This window comes from Paenibacillus sp. FSL E2-8871 (assembly GCF_038000345.1).
In the GTDB taxonomy this organism is placed as follows: domain Bacteria; phylum Bacillota; class Bacilli; order Paenibacillales; family Paenibacillaceae; genus Paenibacillus_AQ.
Map to the genome: position 1 here is coordinate 4,529,180 of NZ_JBBOBV010000001.1, position 20,929 is coordinate 4,550,108.

Annotated in this window: 18 protein-coding genes, 2 pseudogenes and 1 riboswitch; of the genes and pseudogenes, 8 read left to right on the top strand and 12 right to left on the bottom strand. The window is 43.6% G+C overall.

Features of this window, described 5'->3' with window-relative positions; genetic code table 11:
• Nucleotides 1–2: 2 nt before the first annotated feature.
• Nucleotides 3–389, bottom strand: coding sequence for a MerR family transcriptional regulator (locus tag NYE25_RS20535; protein WP_076285022.1), 387 nt, complete (start codon nt 387–389; stop codon nt 3–5).
• A 138-nt stretch (nt 390–527) separates the two neighbouring features.
• Between NYE25_RS20535 and NYE25_RS20540 the strand changes: the two genes are divergently transcribed.
• Nucleotides 528–1,286, top strand: coding sequence for an SDR family NAD(P)-dependent oxidoreductase (locus NYE25_RS20540; protein ID WP_341146736.1), 759 nt, complete (start codon nt 528–530; stop codon nt 1,284–1,286).
• A gap of 55 nt (nt 1,287–1,341) precedes the next feature.
• Here NYE25_RS20540 and NYE25_RS20545 read toward each other — a convergent pair whose 3' ends face one another.
• Nucleotides 1,342–2,544, bottom strand: a complete 1,203-nt coding sequence (locus NYE25_RS20545; protein WP_340973512.1) for a macrolide family glycosyltransferase — start codon at nt 2,542–2,544, stop codon at nt 1,342–1,344.
• Nucleotides 2,545–2,744: 200 nt separating this feature from the next.
• On the opposite strand from NYE25_RS20545, the pseudogene NYE25_RS31315 reads away from it, so the two are divergent.
• The 4 genes and pseudogenes from NYE25_RS31315 to NYE25_RS20555 form a co-directional block, all read left to right on the top strand.
• Nucleotides 2,745–3,026: pseudogene (locus NYE25_RS31315) on the top strand (response regulator); the annotation flags it as partial.
• Nucleotides 3,003–3,102: pseudogene (locus NYE25_RS31320) on the top strand (DNA-binding response regulator); the annotation flags it as partial. The pseudogenes NYE25_RS31315 and NYE25_RS31320, both read left to right, overlap by 24 nt.
• Nucleotides 3,103–3,131: 29 nt before the next feature.
• The gene (locus tag NYE25_RS31325; protein ID WP_410477466.1) at nt 3,132–3,434 is read left to right on the top strand and encodes a winged helix-turn-helix domain-containing protein; all 303 of its coding nucleotides are present in this window, start codon (nt 3,132–3,134) and stop codon (nt 3,432–3,434) included.
• A complete protein-coding gene (locus NYE25_RS20555) occupies nt 3,431–4,855 on the top strand; it encodes a HAMP domain-containing sensor histidine kinase (RefSeq protein ID WP_341146737.1) in 1,425 nt (474 codons plus the stop codon). Before NYE25_RS31325 ends, NYE25_RS20555 begins: the two co-directional genes overlap by 4 nt.
• A 12-nt stretch (nt 4,856–4,867) precedes the next feature.
• Here the strand turns inward: NYE25_RS20555 and NYE25_RS20560 are convergent, their stop codons facing one another.
• From NYE25_RS20560 to NYE25_RS20585, 6 genes are all read right to left on the bottom strand, one after another.
• A complete protein-coding gene (locus NYE25_RS20560; protein ID WP_341146738.1) occupies nt 4,868–5,476 on the bottom strand; it encodes a hypothetical protein in 609 nt (202 codons plus the stop codon).
• A gap of 125 nt (nt 5,477–5,601) precedes the next feature.
• Nucleotides 5,602–6,966, bottom strand: a complete 1,365-nt coding sequence (locus NYE25_RS20565) for an MATE family efflux transporter (RefSeq protein WP_076298081.1) — start codon at nt 6,964–6,966, stop codon at nt 5,602–5,604.
• A gap of 74 nt (nt 6,967–7,040) precedes the next feature.
• Entirely contained in the window at nt 7,041–7,700 is a 660-nt protein-coding gene (locus tag NYE25_RS20570) for a dihydrofolate reductase family protein (RefSeq protein ID WP_042193005.1), read from the bottom strand.
• Nucleotides 7,701–7,721: 21 nt separating this feature from the next.
• Nucleotides 7,722–8,858, bottom strand: coding sequence for a sugar ABC transporter substrate-binding protein (locus NYE25_RS20575; RefSeq protein ID WP_341146739.1), 1,137 nt, complete (start codon nt 8,856–8,858; stop codon nt 7,722–7,724).
• 15 nt (nt 8,859–8,873) lie between these two features.
• Nucleotides 8,874–10,814, bottom strand: a complete 1,941-nt coding sequence (locus NYE25_RS20580; protein ID WP_341146740.1) for an alpha-amylase — start codon at nt 10,812–10,814, stop codon at nt 8,874–8,876.
• 36 nt (nt 10,815–10,850) lie between these two features.
• Complete coding sequence (locus NYE25_RS20585; RefSeq protein WP_341146741.1) at nt 10,851–11,891, bottom strand: zinc-dependent alcohol dehydrogenase; 1,041 nt, start codon at nt 11,889–11,891, stop codon at nt 10,851–10,853.
• A 337-nt stretch (nt 11,892–12,228) separates the two neighbouring features.
• On the opposite strand from NYE25_RS20585, the gene NYE25_RS20590 reads away from it, so the two are divergent.
• Nucleotides 12,229–13,380, top strand: coding sequence for a metallophosphoesterase (locus NYE25_RS20590; protein WP_341146742.1), 1,152 nt, complete (start codon nt 12,229–12,231; stop codon nt 13,378–13,380).
• A gap of 172 nt (nt 13,381–13,552) precedes the next feature.
• Here NYE25_RS20590 and NYE25_RS20595 read toward each other — a convergent pair whose 3' ends face one another.
• Complete coding sequence (locus NYE25_RS20595) at nt 13,553–14,107, bottom strand: TetR/AcrR family transcriptional regulator (RefSeq protein ID WP_042193012.1); 555 nt, start codon at nt 14,105–14,107, stop codon at nt 13,553–13,555.
• Nucleotides 14,108–14,273: 166 nt separating this feature from the next.
• Here NYE25_RS20595 and NYE25_RS20600 point away from each other — a divergent pair, with 166 nt between their 5' ends.
• A complete protein-coding gene (locus NYE25_RS20600; RefSeq protein ID WP_341146743.1) occupies nt 14,274–15,737 on the top strand; it encodes a DHA2 family efflux MFS transporter permease subunit in 1,464 nt (487 codons plus the stop codon).
• Nucleotides 15,738–15,815: 78 nt separating this feature from the next.
• On the opposite strand, the gene NYE25_RS20605 is transcribed toward NYE25_RS20600, so the two are convergent.
• Nucleotides 15,816–16,268 (bottom strand): helix-turn-helix domain-containing protein, encoded by a 453-nt coding sequence (locus NYE25_RS20605; RefSeq protein ID WP_076285039.1) that lies wholly within the window; start codon nt 16,266–16,268, stop codon nt 15,816–15,818.
• A 138-nt stretch (nt 16,269–16,406) separates the two neighbouring features.
• Nucleotides 16,407–17,765, bottom strand: coding sequence for an amino acid permease (locus tag NYE25_RS20610; RefSeq protein WP_341146744.1), 1,359 nt, complete (start codon nt 17,763–17,765; stop codon nt 16,407–16,409).
• Nucleotides 17,766–17,898: 133 nt separating this feature from the next.
• Nucleotides 17,899–17,979, bottom strand: a riboswitch (glycine riboswitch).
• A gap of 197 nt (nt 17,980–18,176) precedes the next feature.
• Between NYE25_RS20610 and adhP the strand changes: the two genes are divergently transcribed.
• Nucleotides 18,177–19,193 carry an alcohol dehydrogenase AdhP gene (gene adhP / locus NYE25_RS20615; RefSeq protein WP_341146745.1) on the top strand — a complete coding sequence of 339 codons (1,017 nt, stop codon included), beginning with the start codon at nt 18,177–18,179 and terminating at the stop codon, nt 19,191–19,193.
• A 129-nt stretch (nt 19,194–19,322) separates the two neighbouring features.
• On the opposite strand, the gene NYE25_RS20620 is transcribed toward adhP, so the two are convergent.
• Nucleotides 19,323–20,717 (bottom strand): SMI1/KNR4 family protein, encoded by a 1,395-nt coding sequence (locus NYE25_RS20620; protein WP_341146746.1) that lies wholly within the window; start codon nt 20,715–20,717, stop codon nt 19,323–19,325.
• Between the last annotated feature and the right edge of the window lie 212 nt (nt 20,718–20,929).

Below are 20,929 nucleotides of genomic sequence, written 5' to 3' on the forward strand. Positions count from 1 at the left end.
AACTAATCATCCATAGACAAATCCAGTGTATTCCCTTTACTAATGAAGACCTTGTAATTAGCAATTTTGTCGTTCAGCATCTTCTCTGTCTCTGTTAAATGTCTGATTTGATCTTGAACTGAGCTTCTATGATCTTCCAGAAGATTCAAGCGGGCTTGGCTTGTATGTTCTCCTTCTAAATATAACTGGGCATATTGCCGGATTTGTGAGATGGGCATTTGGGTTTGTTTCAACCTCAGTACAAATCGCAGCCAAGCAAGATGAGTATCATCATATACCCTTTCTCCATTGGCATTGCGTAACGGAGCAACGATCCCTTCTTTTTCATAATATCTCAGTGTATATGTGGTTATCTCCAATAACTTGGATACCTCGCTAATCGTGTACATGCAAATCCTCTAATCTATTTTATTTTGAAAGTCACCCTGATTATAAAAAACATTTGCCTTAGAGTAAACTCTAACCTATATAATCAAATCGCTGTAAGATCGAATTACATTCTCGTAGAAAAAATAGGAGGAACTCACATGAAGTACACTGTAATTACCGGCGCTAGTTCAGGGATAGGTTATGAAACTGCCCTAGCTTTTGCTTCTCGTGGAAAAAACTTAATCCTTGTGGCCCGCAGAAAGGAACAGCTAGAGGAATTACAGTCTAAAATCGCTGGTATTCATCCTAATGTAGAGGTTGTCATTCAAACGATTGACTTATCCGTTATCGAGAATGCTTATACATTGTATGAAAGCCTGCAAGGATATTCCATCGAAACCTGGATCAACAATGCCGGATTTGGGAACTTTGCTTCAGTGGCCGAGCAAGATTTAAATAAAATAACTACAATGCTACATCTGAACATAGAAGCGTTGACTATACTCTCCTCTTTATTCGTTCGAGACTACTCCACTATTGATGGCACGCAATTAATTAACGTTTCATCTGGTGGCGGTTATACGATTGTGGGCAATGCTATAACGTACTGTGCGAGCAAGTTTTATGTAAGTGCATTTACTGAAGGACTATCTCATGAGTTGAAGAGTCAAGGTGCACCTATGCAGGTTAAAGTGTTGGCACCTGCCGCAACAGAAACAGAATTCGCGAAACGTGCTTTCGATATCACGAATTTCGAATATCACGGCGCTGTGCGGAAATTCCATACCGCGAAGGAAATGGCTGGCTTCATGCTTGATCTGTATGACAGCAATCATGTGGTGGGACTTGTGAATGGTTTGACGTACGAGTTTGAGTTGAGAGATGCTATTTTTAATTATGTGGAGAGTACGCGATAGGCTTGTCTCGAAAGTTAAACAAATATGGCCATCCTTCAACGGATGGCCATGCACACTAACCAAGATATTGACACTTCCATTTGAAAATCTCATCAACAGCTTGATGAGATCCACCGGATGTTCGAAAGGAATCTTTAGTCGTTGCAACAGCTTTTTGGAATGACGGAAGGGTGAGCACACGCTCTACAGCTTCACGCAGTTCAGTTGCAGTTAATCCTTGCATTTGTAATTTAATGCCCGCTCCAATATTGACGACTTGCTCCGCAATGATCGGCTGATCCGCACTTAGTGGGATTACAATTAGCGGAACCCCATAGTAGAGACCCTCATGCGCACTATTCATTCCACCATGTGTAATGAATATTTTTGTGTACTGTAATATATCCGTCTGTGGAACATAGTTTTTAACTATGAAGTTGGGAGGAATTTCTCCCAAATCATAGATTTGCACTTTGTTCCCAATGGACATAACAATCGTATAATCCGTATTCCCGAATGCCTCAAAACAAAGCTTATAGAAATCACTTGCTTGGTTGAAGACCGTACCCATTGAAATGTAAATTAGGTCCTTTCCCTTAATTGCAGAAAAATCAAAATGATCTGGCGTTAATCGTGAAGAGATGGAAGGACCAACGAATTTATACGATGGGTCGAAGGCTTCTCCATAAGGTTGAAACTCCCTTGTCGTATACACGATTGTAAGTGGTGCAGGATTACAGAACACTTCGTAAGGAGAGTGAATCTGCACACCATATTGTTCCTTTATTTTTATGGTCAGACTTTGAAATCTATCGTCTACAGCTTTTACTATTTCTGCAGGGGCTTCTGTGTAGAATCGTTCCATGACTTGATCAAATGATTCCTTTGTCTGTGCAAAAGAAGTACAAGAGTTGATTGCAGGAAGATTAAGAATTTGAGCCAGTAAACGTCCACAACCAAACATCGAATCATGGATGATGTAATCGAAATGCTCCCCCTTAATCTGTTCAAGAACACTTGGTATAACGATATCCGCCGTAAGTAAAAGCCCATTGACTCTTTCAAGCAGATAATCTCTCCCACCTGAAATAAAGGCTTTTATAAATTGTTGAGCGTCCAATGTCCGTACTATAGCACCTGTCTCCTCCATACGCTCCCGAAAAGCTTCTATAGTGAAGTACACTACCTCTTCTCCACGAGAAATGAGCTCCTGTACAACGCCAATCGTTGGATTGATATGTCCCTCTGATCCAGCATTAATAAATAAGACACGTGCCATGCCTACCACTCCTCAGTTATGACCTAAGTTACGATGTATGTAGCTCCCTCTTTTGTCCTTTTCAATGTACCCATTATACGTTTATCTAAGAACCGACTTCTACTTATCAAAATCCCCATCCGATATTCCGATCCTAATTTTACCTAATTTTTCTATAATAATGAAATCATAGTTAGCAAAAAATGGAGAGTGATGAAAACATGGACCGGATTCTGATCGTCGATGATGAACCCGACATTCGCGAGCTTATTCGCTTACATCTGGAACGCGCCGGATGGGACATCGCCGAAGCGGGGTCTGGGCGGCAGGCGATCTTACAGCTACAAGCGCAGCCTTTCTCACTGATCGTTCTGGACATCATGATGGACGACGGTAACGGTTTCGAAGTTCTACGCTACTTGCGGGAACATCGTCCGGAAACGCTGGTCATTGCGCTTAGTGCGAGAAGAGAAGTGGAAGACAGAATCGACGCACTTGGACTGGGAGCCGACGATTACATGACCAAGCCTTTCAGTCCAATGGAGCTGCTGGCGCGGATACAGGCCCACTTCCGCAGGCACCATCCTGAGACCTCCAACCGGCCCCATGTGATTCAATTGAATAAACTTATTCTGGATATCGACAATTATGTACTACATAATGATGGGCAACAACATGGACTGACTCCAGTCGAATGCCATCTACTGCAAGTGTTCATGCTCAATCCTGATCGCGTACTAACAAAAGGAGAAATCTACAAACAAGTCTGGCAGCATGAAAACTATGACGCCAACAACCTCAGCGTCTTCATCAGCCGCATCCGAAAAATACTTGAAAGCGCACCCGGGTCCCAATCTAATCTTCATACCATTCGCGGCATCGGCTACCGCCTCTCAGGTGACGGACGATGAAGAGACGAACTAAGCTATGGCTGATGATGCTATCCAGTGCCGCAGGAAGCATTGTCTTGTTTATTACGATTACCCTAATGACCGGGAAGACTTGGACCCCGGGATATGATTTGAAGACGTTAAACGCCATCGCACAAGAAGCACTTACGGCTATAGAACGGCAAGACGCCTACTCGGGACCAGAGATTCAACCCATTCTGGAAGAAGTACTACTCCCGCATTCCAAGATCCGCCTAGAGTGGCTGGCTGAGGACGGTTCGACGCTGTATGATTCCGCCGGCGAGAATAATTCCTACGACTTCCGCAAATTAGCCGACCGTGTTGACCATATGCCAAATAATCTTTGGGGTGAAAATACTCCGATCACTCTTACTTATTCCGTTGCCCATGATCATCGATCCTATTACATGTTATTGAGTTTATCCAGCGAAGACATGACATCTGGACAAATATATTTTTTTCTCCGAACGTATAAAGCTTTACTAACATTTATTTTACCTCTGTTACTGGCGTTGTTGCTTCCCTATCTCCTTTCCTTATGGTTCTTCTCTTCCACCGATCGTCGCATTACAAAACTGAACAACGCGCTGAACCAAGTCGAAATCCGAAGCGATGTCATCGTGCTGGAAGATACGTCGAGGGACGAGATCGCTCAGCTGACCCAACACTACAATTCAATGGCAATGCGTATCCAGAGCCAGTCTGCCCAAATTGAACAGTTAGAACATCGGCGAAGACTGCTCTTATCGGACCTGTCCCACGATTTGCGAACGCCGTTAACTATGATTTTGGGTTATGCCGAGATGATCCGTACCGGTGCGTACAAGAATGAGAACGAGCTTCAGTCCGGGGCCAAAATCATCCTGCAGCGTTCTCGCTACATGGATAAGCTGCTTGATCAGTTACTCGACATTACCCGTCAAGAAGAGCATTTACTTCGGCTTCAGCTTGCTCCGCATAACCTCTCGGAATTAATGCGAAAGATCGCAGCCGAGTACCTCTTATTCCTGGACGATAAGAACATCGTGTTGGAGGCAGACATCCAAGATACGGATATCGAGGTTATGATCGACGCACCGCTGATCGAACGTGCTTTGCGCAACTTGCTGGACAATGCCGTTCGTTACGGTGAAGAAGGACACTATCTGGGAATTGGATTGACGGAGGAACAAGAGGAAGTGGTTCTCACGGTCAAAAACCGAGGTAAAGGGATCGCACGAGAGGATCGCGAGCGTATCTTCGAGCGTTTCTACCGCGCCGACGGCGGAAGAAAAGGCGAAGGACTTGGCATCGGGCTCTCGATCGTCAAGGAAATCGCGGAATTGCACCATGGTAGCGTGCGTTTGCTGGACGAAGCCGTGACGGAAACCATTTTTCAGATTAGAATTCCTAAGAAGTCTCCTAGTGAACATGAAAATTAACGTTGATCAAAGCTACGTTTTTCTGCGTGCTTCTACGAATAAATAGAAGGAGGCGACGAGAGCGCCCAATGTTCCGCAAATCATATCCATCATCGTGTCGGTCAAACTACCATTTTGTGAATGAAGCTCAAAGAGATGATCCACCGTAAACTCATAAATTTCCCACATTCCAGCCATTGCAACAGCAAACAGAAACGCGAACCAAATGATAATGTTGGAAGGCAGACCGCCCAGCCCTTTACGCTTAGCCATCTTGATCAAGATGAATCGTCCTACGAAGAATAAAATAATTCCAGACAGCAGATGTTCAATCTTATCTAAATAAGGGATGACACCATACAAATTGAATAAATTGGCGAGCATCATCGTGATTGTGATAAAGACCAGCACCGAAAATTGAAGTGCGGGAGACAGTTCGCTGTTGGTCCTTGTGATTAAGCCCTTAAAGAGTAACAGGACTAGAATGATAAGGGCCGCTTGAAATGTTTTATCATCATTTCCATTCACGCCAAAATAAACAATTGATACTCCGCAAATGAGGTAGAGAATCATTTCAAAAAAATAATTGAACCTATGGTTTCTAGAAGTTTCTTGCATAGCAGTTCCTTTCTGACTAGACATGTTTAATTAATTATCACCCGTTCAAAGCCACCCCATACGACAATCATATCATTAGTTATAAAAAGACTCCCGTGACATTCCCTTAAGCGGAAATACACGGGAGTCTTGAGCGATCCAATCAGCCCTTACATCGCTTTTTCAGCCAAATCGTTAACTAAATTTCTCATCCACTTCCGGGAGTAAATCCGGGCGTAACCGAAGCCAAAACGGACAACCTCCTCAAGTGATATGACGAGATATACAAGGTAGACAGGCTGCTTCCAGACGTATGATAACAACAGCCCGGAGGGGACACCTATCAACCATGTCGCGGTCGATTCCATGCTGAACACGAACTTACTGTCTCCCCCACTGTTTAGAATGCCGCCTGCTATAATCATATTGGAAACTTTGGCCCAAAGAAATCCAGCGAATACGATAACGATATATATGCTCATCTGTTTAGCATCCTCGGAGATATTGAACGCGGAGACATACAGCTTCGAGCCTGCCGCAATGATAACCCCGACAATTAGAGAGATGATAATGCCAAGACGAATGAACTTTTTCGCATGATCGAGTGCGATATCCGTTTCATTCGCGCCCAAACGGTTGCCAACCAAAACCCCAGCTGCACTAGCCAGACCGGACAATAAGCCGATGCAAAGCCCTTGCAATGGGAAGGTAATGGTCATCGCCGTCATCTCCATCGTCCCCATACGGCTATAGATGATCGCATATGCCGTTTCACCCAATACCCAAATCAACTCAGTCAGCAGCAGCGGATACGTCGTTCCAAAAAACTTGCGAATGAGCGGTTTAGGAATGATGAATAAGTTCTTTAACCCAACAGCGCCCGGTAAACGATATCGGTACACGGCACCAATGATCAACAAACATTCTATTACCCTGGAAATAAGGGTAGCAATAGCCGCACCCTTCAGACCAAGCGCTGGAGCGCCGAAGTTCCCGTAAATAAGTACGTAATTCAGTATAATATTCAACACAACAGCAATTAAGCTTACATACATCGGCCATTTGGCATGGCCCGTACTACGCAAAATGGCAGAATACATCATCGTGAGCATGACAGGTACAAAGCCGATCGACATGATCTGCAGAAAAATATACCCATTATCTATTACATTCGCATCTGTCGTGAACATGCTCAGGAAAAGCGGCGAATCGATGAAGACAGCCGCAGAAAATAAGAACGAGAACGCGAAGCCGACGATTAGTCCAAGGCCCAGCACCTGGGAGACGCTTTTGGAATCTTTGTTCCCCCAAAACTGGGCTGCATAAATAGACACACCCGTCGATAGACCAGCCAAGACAACCGCGATGATCCCATATATTTTGGTGGACATTCCCACCGAGGCAATCGCCACATCTCCAAGCTGCCCGACCATCAACTGATCCGTCAAATTGAGCAATGCCATCAGTAAGCTTTGAAGCGTAACAGGTACAGCGATTTTATACACACTTTTGTAGAAGTTCTCTTTCTCTGACATGGATCATTCACAACCCCCATATTCTCGATTTTACCGCGTCCATAGCCATTCGCAGTCTATGACTTCGTATGAGGTTATATCACTTTTTTGTAGCGCATGAGCGTATAATTATCTTTTGGCTGAATTTCTACAACCTTGAACTTTTTCGCAAAGCACAATTGCTGATATCCGTCTCCATCCACTAAAGTAATGTTCGTGGAACCCCCTATGATGATCGGAAGCTGCATCAGAATAATTTCATCGACGATGTCCTGATCGAAGATATGCCAGTTCAAAAAGCCGCCGCCCTCGACCATCAAGCTGGTAATCCCGAAGTTGTCTTCCAACTGACGTTCAAGCTCCACGAAATCGACTTTATCCTCACCGCAGATGAGGCACTCCTTCCCTCTTTCCCGGATCTGCTTGATTTTATATTCATCCCGTCCTTTCTCGGTTGTGACAATAATCGTCCTCCCCTCATCCGAAAGCACATTGCTATCCAGCGGAATATCCAAGGTGGTCGTCGGAATGATCCGGATTGGATTTTTGTTCTCCTCATACCGATTAGTAAGAAAGGGATTGTCCGTCAGAATTGTATTTTTGCCGACCATAATGCCCTGCACATTCCCCCGGAATAGATGAATGAATTCCATATCCTCACTGGAAAACAAAGAAAAAAGCTCCTTACTCGAATTACCAGCTCCCATAGTGAGCTTACCGTCAATCGAAATTTGGCTGAATATCGTTGTTTTCATTTGTCTTCTCCCCGTCTCTTTTTAGCTTTTATATGCGCCCCAGAATGCTTGGATGGTCTGTTCAATTTTTTTCAATGCTTGTTCAGAATTGCTTAAGGGCAGCTCGGTTAGACCCGCATTTAGCGCCTCCCATACATGAATCATGAAGGGGTACGTCGGCATCGGCCGTGCGTGCTCCAACAGCGATATAATCATCTTTTTGTTAGGCGTAGCAGAGGCAGCTAGACGGTTCAGCACCTCTTCCTGAGCTGGAATCCGCTGTACACCCAGCGTCCACATGGTTTGGCACTCATCACTCAGCATAAAATGCGTGAACGACAAGATATCTTCCCGCTCCTCCGATGTTAACGAATGATTCGGGTAAATCAAGCCGATAGAAGAAGACATGGATAGCGATTGCTGGCCTTCTATGACCGGAAGCTGGCAGACCGCAAGCCTGTTGTTCATCTGCTTGTCCAGATGGTTATAAATCCACTCTCCACAAATAATGGCGCCAATCTTACCGTCAATAAACTGCTCTAGCAGTCCTGTGGAACCGTCGAGACTGACGAGCACGCCTTGATCCATCTTGTCATGGATGAAATCAAGTGCTCGCTTCATTTCAGGGGTTACGATATTCGGCTTTCCATCCTGAACAGGCCAACCACCGAAAGCTGTAAGAAACGGAATAAACCAATAACCCTGCTGTAAATCTGCTCCAATCGGTATGATGCCTTGAGCGGACAACCTCTCTGCTGCCTCTTCGAACACTTCCCATGTCGTCGGCGCACTGGCGTAAATCTCCGGATTGTAATACACAACCAAATGATTGCCCCGTAATACCGGGATACCATACTGAACACCATCCAGTTGCATCGTTGAAAGTGCCCCTTCAGTCAATGCATCATCAAATAGCCAGCCCGGTACCTCAGAGTAAAGGCCATTCTCAACATAGGAGGACATATCCGCAGGAACCATCGCCAGATGCGGACCTTGATGGGTGTCCTTAATTTGGTTCAGGCGCGCAGTCAACTCCGTAATGTTCATCACTTGTGGCGTAATTTGTACGCCGAAGCGCTCTGTATACAGCTTGCAAATTCCCTCCAACACCTCAATCGAGGTATCTCCCGGACCGTCAAACTCATGCCATAACACGATTTCTTTGTTCTTCTTTTCCATCGCTGCCTCTCTCCCTTAACTAACTTGTCTATGATTGTTTACGAGCACTAAAGCCTGATTAGGTGCAAGTAGTAAGCTGTCTAACTTCTGACCTACGATGCTCCCCGTTAAGGAACTATCCAGCGTCACGGTCATTGGGCACCGCCCAGGTACCGCAGCCTTCAAATCAACTTGGCAGGAAGCATCAGCACTCAAGTTAAAGCAGCAGAGCAGCGTCTGTTCGCCATGCATATACCCGTACAGAACTGTACCTTCCGGTGATTGAGCCACGAAAAAGTTTTCTGGCTTCACTAGCTGAGGCCAATCTTTCTTGAATTCACTCAGCTCCGTCAGCAGCGGCAGCATCGGTGCAGGATTAGTCCAATTAATTTGCATGACGTTAAAAAAAGCGCGGGAAATCTCCTCTCCGTTCGTGTTGTCGCCAAGACCACAGTTGAGTGGCTGCTCCTCATTCATTTCATAGCCAGTCGTCACGTATGGAATTGCATTCGGAAGAAATTGATTAAATACCGCAATCATCCGAGCCACCTCAACACCGCCACGGCTCGTGATCCGAGGCGTATCTGCTGTTTCTGCACAGGCGAACACATGAATGTTTAACTCAGGCAGCTCCTCTAAGAATGAAACGAGATTGTCCTTATTGATTTGCGTCATGACATTCCATCCGCTGCCAAGCATAATGTTGTAGCCGGTGCTCGCCGCCTTCTTGTGATTACGATTGAACAAATCTTCGCTGATCAAGATTGCATTCGGATTCAACTCTTTAATCGTGTCAAAAATACGAGTCAACAGCGGAATAGGAAGTACATGTCCGATATCGATGCGGAAGCCATCAATCCCATACTTTTCGAGATTAAACCGTACGGCCTCCTCCAGCACATCCCACAGCTCCAGATTCGGCTCCTCACCCGGGTAGTCATTGCATTTAATCGTATCAAAAAGAACATATGGTGCCTGATCCGAACTTATAAGATGTCTCACTTGCGGAGAAAAGTCCTTGTAGAGGCGCAAGAACGTAATGTCTGCCCAAATCGGCTGTACATCGTTAATCCAATCCGAATGCGCGGGAGCAGTCGTTATCCCCATCTCTTGCTCCACCAAAGTTAATAGCTCATCTCCAGTTTTAGCAGCCCTCTCTTTTAACTGCTGCCAAAGGATTGGATGAAGTTCATTGGGCGGCGGCGAGAACTTCCGCAGAAATGCTGCGGTTTCCTGGCTGTGGTAGACCGTCTCCAATTTGTCAGGCGTACACTCCTCAAAGAATCCAAGCTCAGGAATCGATGGCGGTGCAAAGCCTTCTAATTCCTGCATTTTGATCCAATACACCCATTCGGGATGGTCGGTAATGAACGCACTGTTTTTCGCCGTTACACGGGGAATGAAATCAACAACAGTCTTAATATCAAGCAAATGACAAGCTTCTACCAAAGCGCTGAGCTCATCGTGGATCGTAAACTCCTCCATACCATCCAGCAGGCTGTCGTGTAGGTTCTGATCCAAGTGGAATAACGATTGCACAGCGTAAGGTGACCCGATATCGCCTTTCAGATTCAACTTGCTGTACTGATTCACTGGAAGCATATACAGAATATTGATGCCCATTTTTTTTAACAGCGGCAGAAGAATAAGGAATCTTAAAAAAGTGCCGGATTCAATTGTTCCATCATGGTTGTAATCCCAAGCCGTCGAATAACGAATTAATGAAGAATAGATCGCGCTGTCGTCTAAATTCGTGCGTTCCTTGAGCGAATATCTCCACGATAGCTTGTCTACATACTTCAAATGCTCTGTCAAAAAATCATACGGATGTACACAAATTTCACCGTCTTTTTCGAAAAGAACACGCTCATATTTGCACTCATTCCACACAGCAGGAATCCAAATTGGCGCGACGTCTTTATCTTTGTGTGTAGACAAGTAATCCTGAACAAGTCTAAATTTGCTTTCTTTGCCCATTAACAGATCCACCTCTCGTTGATTGCAGTTCTACGTTTAGGGAACAAAAACCGTCTTTACGGTGTCACTCCCAACCACCTTCAAAGAGTTCAATTCATAGCCGATCAACTCGTTTATTGCTGCCTCGTGCTGATTGAGCTTAACTTTTCTGGTCACCAATCTCTCCAGTTCAGGTGTCTCAGCGGCAAACCGCAAAGCCTCCTCGAACATGTAGCGGTATTCGCCTGCTGCGATAATTTTGATTGCATGCTGTACGAATTTGGTAGGGGAAAAGGTGTACCGATACTTCGCATTAATTCCAAAAGGAACAATGCGCCCTCCACGCTCAATCCATTCCTCCGCTACTTCGAGCTGAGTGCCCACCGTATCGATAATCACATCAAACTTATGTCCCGCGCAGATTTCATCTACGGTAGCTTGATTTAATTGGGATGGTGTTAGAGCAAAATCCGAGATCTCTCTAGCAAATGCCAACCGATAGGGATTAATTTCCGTCGCTACCGTGAGCGCAGCTTTTGATTTACTCACCATTTGACTTAACAGCCCCATTGGACCCGATCCAAGAATGAGCACCTTATCGTCAGCCGTGACATTAGCTTCTTTGAAATTGTGCAGCACACAGGCAAGCGGCTCGATTAATACCCCCGTCTCCCAGCTCATATGATCAGGCAAAAGGTGTGCAAACGTTTGTACAGTTGAGAAAAAAAAAGTGAATGTCCCATTTCGATTCAAACCAGCAATAGGCATCCCATTTCCATCGGAGCCTATACATAAGTGCGGCTGTTCTTTCAAGCAAAAATAACATTCATTGCAGCTTTGATTCGGATCGATAACTACTCGGTCCCCCACCTTAACACGGTCAACATTACTGCCAATTTCAATTACGGTCCCCACAGCCTCATGACCGCGAATGATTCCTGGAACTCCTTCCTCTTTACCGGTTATGACCGCTAGATCTGTTCCACAAATGCCTGTCATCTCAATCCGAATCTTAACTTCATCCGGGGTTACAATCTGTGGCTCTTCCCATTCGCAGAGCTCTAGCTTATCATTGGATGTCCACACCAGCGCTTCCATACGCATTCTCCCTTTCATTTTTTCTATTATCCATATTCCACCAGAATATATCATACCTCCCATGTAAAAGTAAGGTGAATATTGTCGTAAAATGTTATTGTTTACATTTTCATATAAAAACCAAATGAGCAATCGCTTTCAATTCACTTCCTCAAACGTTTCGATTGCGGCAAGTACGATTTGATCTGATCCATTTTTCTTCTGATTCAAAATCAACAAACTCCTCTTCCAACATGAAAAAATATGTTACTGTTACTGAGTACCTGACCATGTGTTCATAATTATTGATTATTAACGATTGCTCTCTGAAATCTAAAAAAATAGGACGGTGCATTATATGGTATTTGCATTTTTATTTATATTCGCTATGTACGCGGCAAGTAACTATTACATCGCAAGAAAAATTTTAAAATGGTTACAACATGTATTTCCAAGTATTAATGGGATTATATACGGAGTCATCTACAGCTTGTGTGCGGTAACAATCATTATTAATTTACTATTGTCCTCTTCAGCTATGACGACCGATTCAAGTATTGTTAATTTTATTGGTCAATTCGGGGACTATTGGATGGGGATCTACTTCTATTTGTTCTTGCTGTTACTCCTTTCCGATGTAATCTTACTTATTAGTAAATGGATCAAAATCATCCCCTCCCCTGCGCCAAAACGTGTTATTTTTCATACAAGGTCAGTAGTATTAATTCTAGTCATAGGATTGGTGTCCTATGGGATTTATAATGCGAATCAGATAAAAGAAGTTACTTATCCGATCCAAATACATAAAAGCACGTCGTTAGATCATTTAAATATTGTTCTGATCAGCGACTTACATTTAGGCTACGTAAATGATGTAAAGTTTATTGAAGACGTTGTTGATCGTATTAATAACATGCAGCCGGATATTGTGTTGATGTCAGGAGATATATTTAATGGTAACTACTATGCGCTCTCTAATCCTTCCAAAGGAATAGAGTTATTAAATACTATTCAGTCCACCTATGGGGTTTATGCTTGTTTAGGTAACCATGATGCAGGACGATCATACGATGAGATTGTGAACTTTATAGATAAGAGTAATATTAAACTTCTAAATGATGAGCATGTCGTTATTGATAATCAATTCGTTGTAGTTGGCAGGAGAGATTCATCACCGATTGGTGATCAAGGACATGCTAGAGCAGTTACTTCTGAAGTGATGAGTAACATTGATACAACTATGCCCGTTATCGTAATGGATCATCAACCCACGAATATGATTCAGTACGGAGATGATGTCGATTTAATACTTAGCGGACATACACATCAAGGACAAGTATTTCCTGCAAATCTAATCACCAACGCTATGTTTACAGTAGATTACGGGCACTATCAGAAAAATCAGAACAGCCCTAACGTCATCGTCACATCTGGTGCAGGGACTTGGGGACCGCCATTACGCATTGGAACGAATAGTGAGATAGCACTAATTAAAGTTGATTTTAAATAGAATGATTTATAAAAAAAAGCGGACAGCCTTTGGACGAGAATTACCCCCCTAGACTGCCGCTTTTTATAGTTTTACCTAAGGTTGGTGAGGAGAATATCCGTTATCTTGAAATTTGTCTCTCTACATCATACAACGGTTTTTACCCATATCCTCCTGTAGCAAAGTCTAGCGATTATAAATACCTTCTTTTATACATCAAGGTAATTTGGCCTGCTATGTATTCCGCACTATATTGGCTGCCATCCTTAATCCACCACATAATAATCCCTAATAGTGATGCTGCAATAATATCAAGGGAGACAACCTCCTTAGTGGAATCTATGTTTCTCACGTTTCTTCGCTTTTCGATAGTATTTTTTAATAGGTTGGTTAATTGGTTTTTGAAGCCTTTGTGCTCTACCAATACAGCAAAGATTTGCCGGTATTCATAAAAATAACTTAAAAATGTGACCAACTGCTCCTGCTCGATACTGCTCTTCACTTGTAATAACGGTTCAACCTTCATGGACAGGTCATCAAAGATTTCATGTACGATCTGGCGCAATAAATCGTTAATATCCTCATAATGCAAATAAAACGTTGCACGATTCAGCTCAGCACGGTTGGCGATTTTTTGGACAGTCAATTGAGAAATCTCCACATTCTCGGCCAATAATGAAAAAACAGCATTTTTCAGCATCTTTTTTGAGCGAATGGCTCGTGGATCAACTTTTTTATGTTCGGACATTTCATCCCTCTATTATCGTTTATATAGTATTTCATCAACTAATTTACCCATTCTGTCGATTAGTCGACATTTTCAATAAAATTGCAAATAGGAATACCGTTTAAATACTGATATGATTTATTTTATCGACACTATGTCGAAAAAGCAATGAGGAGAGGCCTGCACCATGCAAGAAGATATTAAGAAAATAAATAAAGGAATCCTATTAACCATCCTAATTTTTGGTTGTTTCTTATCTACACTCAATCAGACGCTTTTAAATGTCGCCTTAAGTAGTCTGATGGATGTATTTGATGTCACGGCAACAACTGTACAATGGATTTCAACGGGTTTTATGCTGGTCAACGGGATATTGATTCCGATTACAGCCTATTTAATGAAACGTTTTACAACACGTCAATTATTTCTAAGTGCCATGTCATTTTTATTAATTGGCTCAATCATTTGTGCAGCAGCGCCGAGCTTTAGTCTACTCTTAGTCGGACGGATGATCCAAGCTGCAGGTGCCGGTATTATAATGCCGCTCATGATGAGCGTTGTGCTCGCTATTTTCCCTGTTGAAAAACGCGGCAGTGCTATGGGACTGCTTGGACTGGCGATGATATTTGCTCCTGCTATTGGGCCGACGCTTGCGGGATTTATTGTTGAATATCACTCTTGGCGCTGGTTATTTATCGGCCTCATTCCACTCGTCATCATTGTTATAGCGTTGGCATTCAAGTATTTAGTGAATGTATCCGAGACGTCTAAGTCTAAGCTTGATGTAGTAAGTGTTCTTTTATCGACCGTTGGATTTGGCTTAATTTCATACGGCTTCAGTAGTGCAGGCAGTAAAGGCTGGGACGATGTAATAGTAATTCTGACCTTAGGGATCGGGATCGCTGTTACGGCCGTATTCTGTCTTCGACAAATCAAGTCTGATGATCCACTGCTGAACCTGTCTGTCTTCAAAAATAAAGTTTTTACGATGACTTCTCTTATTAACGTGTTAATTACCATGATGATGTACGCAGATATGATTTTATTGCCTATTTATCTGCAGAATGGGCGTGGTTTTACAGCATTTGATGCAGGACTACTCTTGTTGCCGGGAGCACTCGTAAATGCGTTCATGTCACCCGTCACCGGTAAATTATATGACCGTTTTGGTGCTAAACCACTGTTCATCATTGGTTTACTCTTTATTATTCCATCTATGTGGGCGGTAACTGATCTATCTGAATCGACCACGTATATGTATCTAATGATTCGTACCATTGGCTTGCGAATTGGATTAAGCTTCATTACTATGCCACTCAATACGGCTGGACTAAATGCACTACCCAAACAACTCGGCACCCATGGTACAGCAGTGAACAATACCGTTCGCCAAATTGCCGGAGCCATCGGTACTGCTGTCGTAATTACGATTTATACAGTACAGGCAACAAGTCATGCGGCCACAGTGATGCAGAGCAACCCCTCTACTACTCCTGAGATCCTTAAATCCCTTGCATCCATTCTTGGGGCAAGTGACGCCTATTACTTTATGATGATTTTATCCGTCGCCGCGTTTGTTATAACATTATTTATGCCGATGAAGAGCAAGATCATGGTTGAAAAGAAAGCAAACCTAGTTAACAAGGAATAACCTTATAACGTGGAATGTAAAAAGGACAGCGATCAGCTGTCCTTTTACATTATTAATAGCTTTTCCCGGCTCACCGGCTTACTCTTGTTTATATTTTTCTTTCAGGATGCTGGAGCCGATTCCCCCGCTAACCATTAAAATCAGAGAACCGAAGTTCCAAAAGAATGACCCGCCATTCAAGGTAATCTCTAGTGCCGTTACTTTGTTCAGAAAGAGAACACAGAGTTTAATCACTAATAGCACAATGCCTGCTATTACGAAGACATCAAATACAAACTTTAATTTCGGGTGAGCCAATTTCTTGCCTTCTTCTATCACCTTTTTGGTCAACTCCTCGTCACTCCTTAGTAACTCATCGATAGTTACCCCAAAAAGATCGCTTATTTTAATAATGATTTCAATGCTTGGGTAGTTTTGACCATTCTCCCATTTCGAAACCGACTGTCGGCTTACAAACAGCTTCTCGGCCAGTTCTTCTTGTGACCAACTTTTTTTATTTCTTTCCGCTTTTAACTTCTCCCCAAAGATCATAACAGCAACTACCTTTCTGCAATTCATAAGCCTATATTGGATTAATCGTATGCAGAAGTAAAGAACGCTTTAGTTGCAGCCCCGCAACCCCAAGTTGCAGTTAACACTAGGCTTACCGCTAGTTGATGTTGACCTCACTCAAGCTTGATTACTTCTCCCCTTTTTACTTCTAATCGAATACAAGATGAATAATAAAATAAACCATAACGGAGTACACAATAGAGCAGGGCGTGTTTCTCCAGCGAACAGCATGATGATTAGTATTCCAGCGAACAAGGTTAAGACAATATAGTTAATAGCAGGTGTGAACGGTGCTTTGAATTTGGATTTCGCCTGTAAGTCTGGCCGAGTTTTCTTGTACTTAATATGGCAGATGAGCACAATGCCCCACACCCATATAAAACAAATGGCGCTAATCGTTGTTACGATTCCAAAAGCCTGCTCCGGAATAAGTTTACTTAAAAGAGCACCCACAGATATAACAATTGTAGAAATGAATAACGAGTTACCTGGTACATGGTTTTTATTCAGTTTGCCCAAATGAGGTGCCGCCTGGTTATTTCTACTCAAATTATAGAGAATTCGGCTTGTTGAGAACATCCCACTATTACAAGCGGAAGCAGCTGAGGTTAGTACAACAAAATTAATAATCCCTGCGGCAATTGGAATCCCTACTAAAGTAAAGGTTTTTACAAAAGGACTTTCTGCCGGACTAAGCTCCGTCCAAGGGTTAATGCATAGCAGGACGAAAAGCGCGCCGACATAGAAAAATAGAATCCGTAAAGGAATTTTATTAATCGCCGATGGGATATTTTTCTCCGGATCCGCTGTTTCCGCTGCTGACACACCCACCAACTCCACACCGACATAAGCAAATACAACCATTTGAAAAGAAAATAAGAAGCCTGATATACCGTTCGGAAAAAAGCCCCCATGCTCCCATAGGTTCCGTATCGTCACCGATCCTGCATCCGTCTTAAATCCTATGATCAGTAAAATGACCCCAAGTCCAATCAAGGCGAGAATCGTAATTACCTTAATTAAAGCAAACCAAAATTCTAGTTCCCCAAAGCTCTTTACAGTTAATAGATTAAGTCCTAATAACACGACCAGACAGGCGATGGCAGGAACCCATTGCGGGATATCAAACCAATACTGTACATACACGCCAACAGCGATGACATCAGCCATAGCCGTCATGATCCAGCAAAACCAATAGGTCCAACCGGTAATGAATGCGACTCGTGATCCAAGGTAGTCTTCTGCAATATCCGTAAACGATTGATAGCCCGCTTTAGATAATAGGAGCTCTCCCAGTGCTCTCATCACAAAAAACACAGCAATACCCACGATTAAATACGTGATCATGATGGATGGGCCTGCCTTCTCTATCGCCTTTCCTGATCCCAGGAATAATCCTGTACCAATGGTGCCGCCAATAGCAATAAGTTGAACATGCCGATTGGCTAGCTCTCTCTTTAATTCTGGTTGTGCCATACCTAGTTCCCCCTTGTGAGTACAATAAATTGGAATAAAAAAGAGAGATTGGATGTCATCCAATCTCCCAGATCGTAAGAATATCAAATAATATTTGCCCTACTGATGGCGATCAGCATGACAAATACATATTCAGTACTCTTCTGTCCTTTTGCCTGAGATTGTGAACCCTTCGGCGCCGCGGAATTTCCGCAGTCTCTCCAGAAGCTGCTCCAGCTAAAGTGTAATCCTTAGCCATCATAGCTCGTGAATTATGAAGTTGATAAAGCGGTAACGCAGTAAAGCTGTTCTGATATTCTAACATATTACTTGTGATGTGAGTGTTAATCAGTGATAAAAGTCTCAAGAATTTAAAGTTAGCCTCATGAACATACTACTTTTTGAAAAGCAAAAAACTAAAGGAGTATGCTGATGAAAGCCGCTGTAGTAAAAAAATTCAAAGAAAAGTTAGAACTACAAGACGTACCTAAACCAAAACCCGGACACAAAGAAATCCTTGTCCATATTCAGGCGTGTGGTGTATGTCATACTGATTTGCACGCTGCTCATGGCGATTGGCCTGTCAAACCAAAGCTCCCTCTAATTCCCGGACATGAAGGCGTCGGAATTATTGAAGAAATAGGTGAAGGAGTTACACACCTAAAGGTAGGTGACCGAGTAGGAATTCCCTGGCTGTATTCAGCCTGCGGTCATTGTGAGTATTGTCTTACAGGAAGAGAGACTCTTTGTCTGGAGCAGCAAAATTCCGGATATTCCGTAGATGGCGGATATGCAGAATATTGTGTGGCGGCAGCCGATTATGTAGTGAAAGTTCCTGATAACCTAAGCTTCATCGAAGCAGCACCTTTATTTTGTGCTGGCGTTACGACCTATAAAGCTTTGAAAGTATCGGGTGTAAAACCAGGTGAGTGGGTAGCCATATTCGGCATCGGAGGATTAGGTCATCTTGGCGTACAATATGCAAAAGTGATGGGAATGAATGTAGTGGCCATCGACACGTCAGATGAAAAGATGGAGCTTGCCAAAAAACTTGGCGCAGACAAAACCGTAAACGCATTAAAAGAAGATGCCGCAGACTGGATTCAAAAAGAAGTAGGTGGAGTGCATGGTGTCGTTTGTACAGCAGTTGCGAAAAAAGCATTCGACCAAGCCTACCGTGCCATTCGCCGTGGCGGTACCTGCGTCATGGTTGGGCTGCCCCCTGAATCCATGGATGTTCCTATCTTTGATACGGTATTAAACGGTACAAAGGTAGTCGGTTCGATTGTCGGCACTCGCAAAGATTTACAAGAAACATTACAATTCGCTGCAGAAGGAAAAATAAAAACCATTATTGAGACACGTAAACTAGAAGATATTAATGAGATCTACGATCTGATGTTAGAAGGCAAAATCAATGGTCGAATCGTCCTTGATATGACGAAATAATCCGAAAGAAAACATGCTCGAAAAGTACTGCTTTTCGGGTTTTTTTATGCCTAAAAATCCCCCTACTAGCAATACTTTTCTGCACAATGTTTCTGTTGTGATCAATCAAGCTCTGCGCGGGAGACCGGATTAGGTCACGTCCTCTTCTGCGGCTCCCACTTCCAGCCGTGCAATAACCTCTGAGCGGGCTTGATCCGTGAAGCGAAGCACTCCGTTCTCCTGAACGATCAGCCCTTCCCGAATCCGCCCATCCAGCCAGTCACTGATCCAGCCGGGCGCATACCCGCCTTGACCGAACTCGCCGCCAAAAGCGATTATCTTCTCATACACATCCAGATATTGTTGATGGCTCGTATTCGGATAAGAGCTTGTGTACAGCCAGAACTGCACATCGTACATCAGAGTAGAGAGCTCATCTGCATGAAAGGAAAAGTGTCCCTTCTCTTCAACGATTCGAGTACAGACATTACGAATCTTCTGCTCAAGCTGATCTACCTCGGACACACGACTGCACAGCTCCGCGAGCAAAGGTGAGAATTTGCCTACGGCTACTTTTCGCAGATCCTCTTCTTTATCTTCTTGAGAGGTATCGTATTCCTCCTCACTCACCAGCCCGCGGATAAATGTCTCGAAGTCTTCAGCCAGGAACGTAATCTCATAATTGTCTTCCTGATCGACATGAATCACCTCGGGTTCGCCGTCCCTCCCGCAGTTCCGGTAATCCAGCATTACGACATCATGACCTGCCGAAGGGCAGTCACAAATTACCACGCCGATGTCAGGATACCCCCACTCCTCAATCATGAATGTGCTGCCAAGATCTCCGCAGAGCGAATAACTTTTCTTGCGCCCAATGCCCATAATGCCTGTAATCGCAATATGATCCTCAGCCCATGAGGTCGCGTCCTCCGTCGGGTAACAAGTATTGTAAGGAACTCCCCCATTATGCTCCTTCATCAGACGGATATAGGAGGCAGGAAGCTTGTAACCGAGCTCTTCTTCTACAGAAGCAATCAGCTCATCCGCAGGCGGATCAGAGACATATTCTCTTAGTCCATAATCGCTATCGTCCCAAAAGTCGGAGAAATCCATCCCTTCAAAAGGAGTTGCTTCCGTCCTCGGATCATTATGCGAATCTTTAATTACCCGTCTGGCCGCGGCGTGTTGTTCTTTGCGTAGCTTGCGCTGGCTGATGTTCAGTAACATGGCCGTATTCTCGTCGTCAGGATCGAGATCATGGGCGATACCCAGCACTCTCACTGCTTCCTCATACCGATTCAGATAATAGTAGGAATACCCTACACGAAAATGCCACAACGGGTCATCCTGCCCCTGTTCTGCAATCATCGCAAACTGTTCAAGCGCCTCTTCATAACGTCCCAGATTGTTATATGCTCTTGCTAGACTGCTGGTCACCTCGTAATCTCTGTCCTCTGGTGAAATCTCCATCAGGGTATCAACTATCTTCTGATGTTCATCATCTTCATGCCACTTTGCCAGCTGTGCGATTAGCTCTTTATCCATGTCTACCTCCCCAAGCGTATAATCAAGTTACTAAAATATAGAGAAATATGGTTTTCCCTATTCTACCAGATGGGATGTAGGTATTGAAAATCGAAAATAGGGCATCCCCAAAATAAATTTATAAAACAAATACGCAAGTGAACACGCAAAAAAGAGGCGGTTATCCCCGTTTCCGGTTATACGCCTCTGAGTTAGGTCACGACCATGCTCTA

Bases quoted from the DNA above. Each gene is read 5' to 3' on its own strand.
- NYE25_RS20585 (WP_341146741.1), bottom strand. From the start codon at position 11,891: ATGGAAGCGCTGGTGTGGACATCCAATGATAAGCTAGAGCTCTGCGAA.
- NYE25_RS20610 (WP_341146744.1), bottom strand. From the start codon at position 17,765: ATGGCACAACCAGAATTAAAGAGAGAGCTAGCCAATCGGCATGTTCAA.
- NYE25_RS20540 (WP_341146736.1), top strand. From the start codon at position 528: ATGAAGTACACTGTAATTACCGGCGCTAGTTCAGGGATAGGTTATGAA.
- NYE25_RS20575 (WP_341146739.1), bottom strand. From the start codon at position 8,858: ATGGAAAAGAAGAACAAAGAAATCGTGTTATGGCATGAGTTTGACGGT.
- NYE25_RS20545 (WP_340973512.1), bottom strand. From the start codon at position 2,544: ATGGCACGTGTCTTATTTATTAATGCTGGATCAGAGGGACATATCAAT.
- NYE25_RS20560 (WP_341146738.1), bottom strand. From the start codon at position 5,476: ATGTCTAGTCAGAAAGGAACTGCTATGCAAGAAACTTCTAGAAACCAT.
- NYE25_RS20595 (WP_042193012.1), bottom strand. From the start codon at position 14,107: ATGTCCGAACATAAAAAAGTTGATCCACGAGCCATTCGCTCAAAAAAG.
- NYE25_RS20570 (WP_042193005.1), bottom strand. From the start codon at position 7,700: ATGAAAACAACGATATTCAGCCAAATTTCGATTGACGGTAAGCTCACT.
- NYE25_RS20555 (WP_341146737.1), top strand. From the start codon at position 3,431: ATGAAGAGACGAACTAAGCTATGGCTGATGATGCTATCCAGTGCCGCA.
- NYE25_RS20600 (WP_341146743.1), top strand. From the start codon at position 14,274: ATGCAAGAAGATATTAAGAAAATAAATAAAGGAATCCTATTAACCATC.
- NYE25_RS20590 (WP_341146742.1), top strand. From the start codon at position 12,229: ATGGTATTTGCATTTTTATTTATATTCGCTATGTACGCGGCAAGTAAC.
- NYE25_RS20605 (WP_076285039.1), bottom strand. From the start codon at position 16,268: ATGATCTTTGGGGAGAAGTTAAAAGCGGAAAGAAATAAAAAAAGTTGG.
- NYE25_RS20565 (WP_076298081.1), bottom strand. From the start codon at position 6,966: ATGTCAGAGAAAGAGAACTTCTACAAAAGTGTGTATAAAATCGCTGTA.
- NYE25_RS20620 (WP_341146746.1), bottom strand. From the start codon at position 20,717: ATGGATAAAGAGCTAATCGCACAGCTGGCAAAGTGGCATGAAGATGAT.
- NYE25_RS20535 (WP_076285022.1), bottom strand. From the start codon at position 389: ATGTACACGATTAGCGAGGTATCCAAGTTATTGGAGATAACCACATAT.
- NYE25_RS20580 (WP_341146740.1), bottom strand. From the start codon at position 10,814: ATGGGCAAAGAAAGCAAATTTAGACTTGTTCAGGATTACTTGTCTACA.
- adhP (WP_341146745.1), top strand. From the start codon at position 18,177: ATGAAAGCCGCTGTAGTAAAAAAATTCAAAGAAAAGTTAGAACTACAA.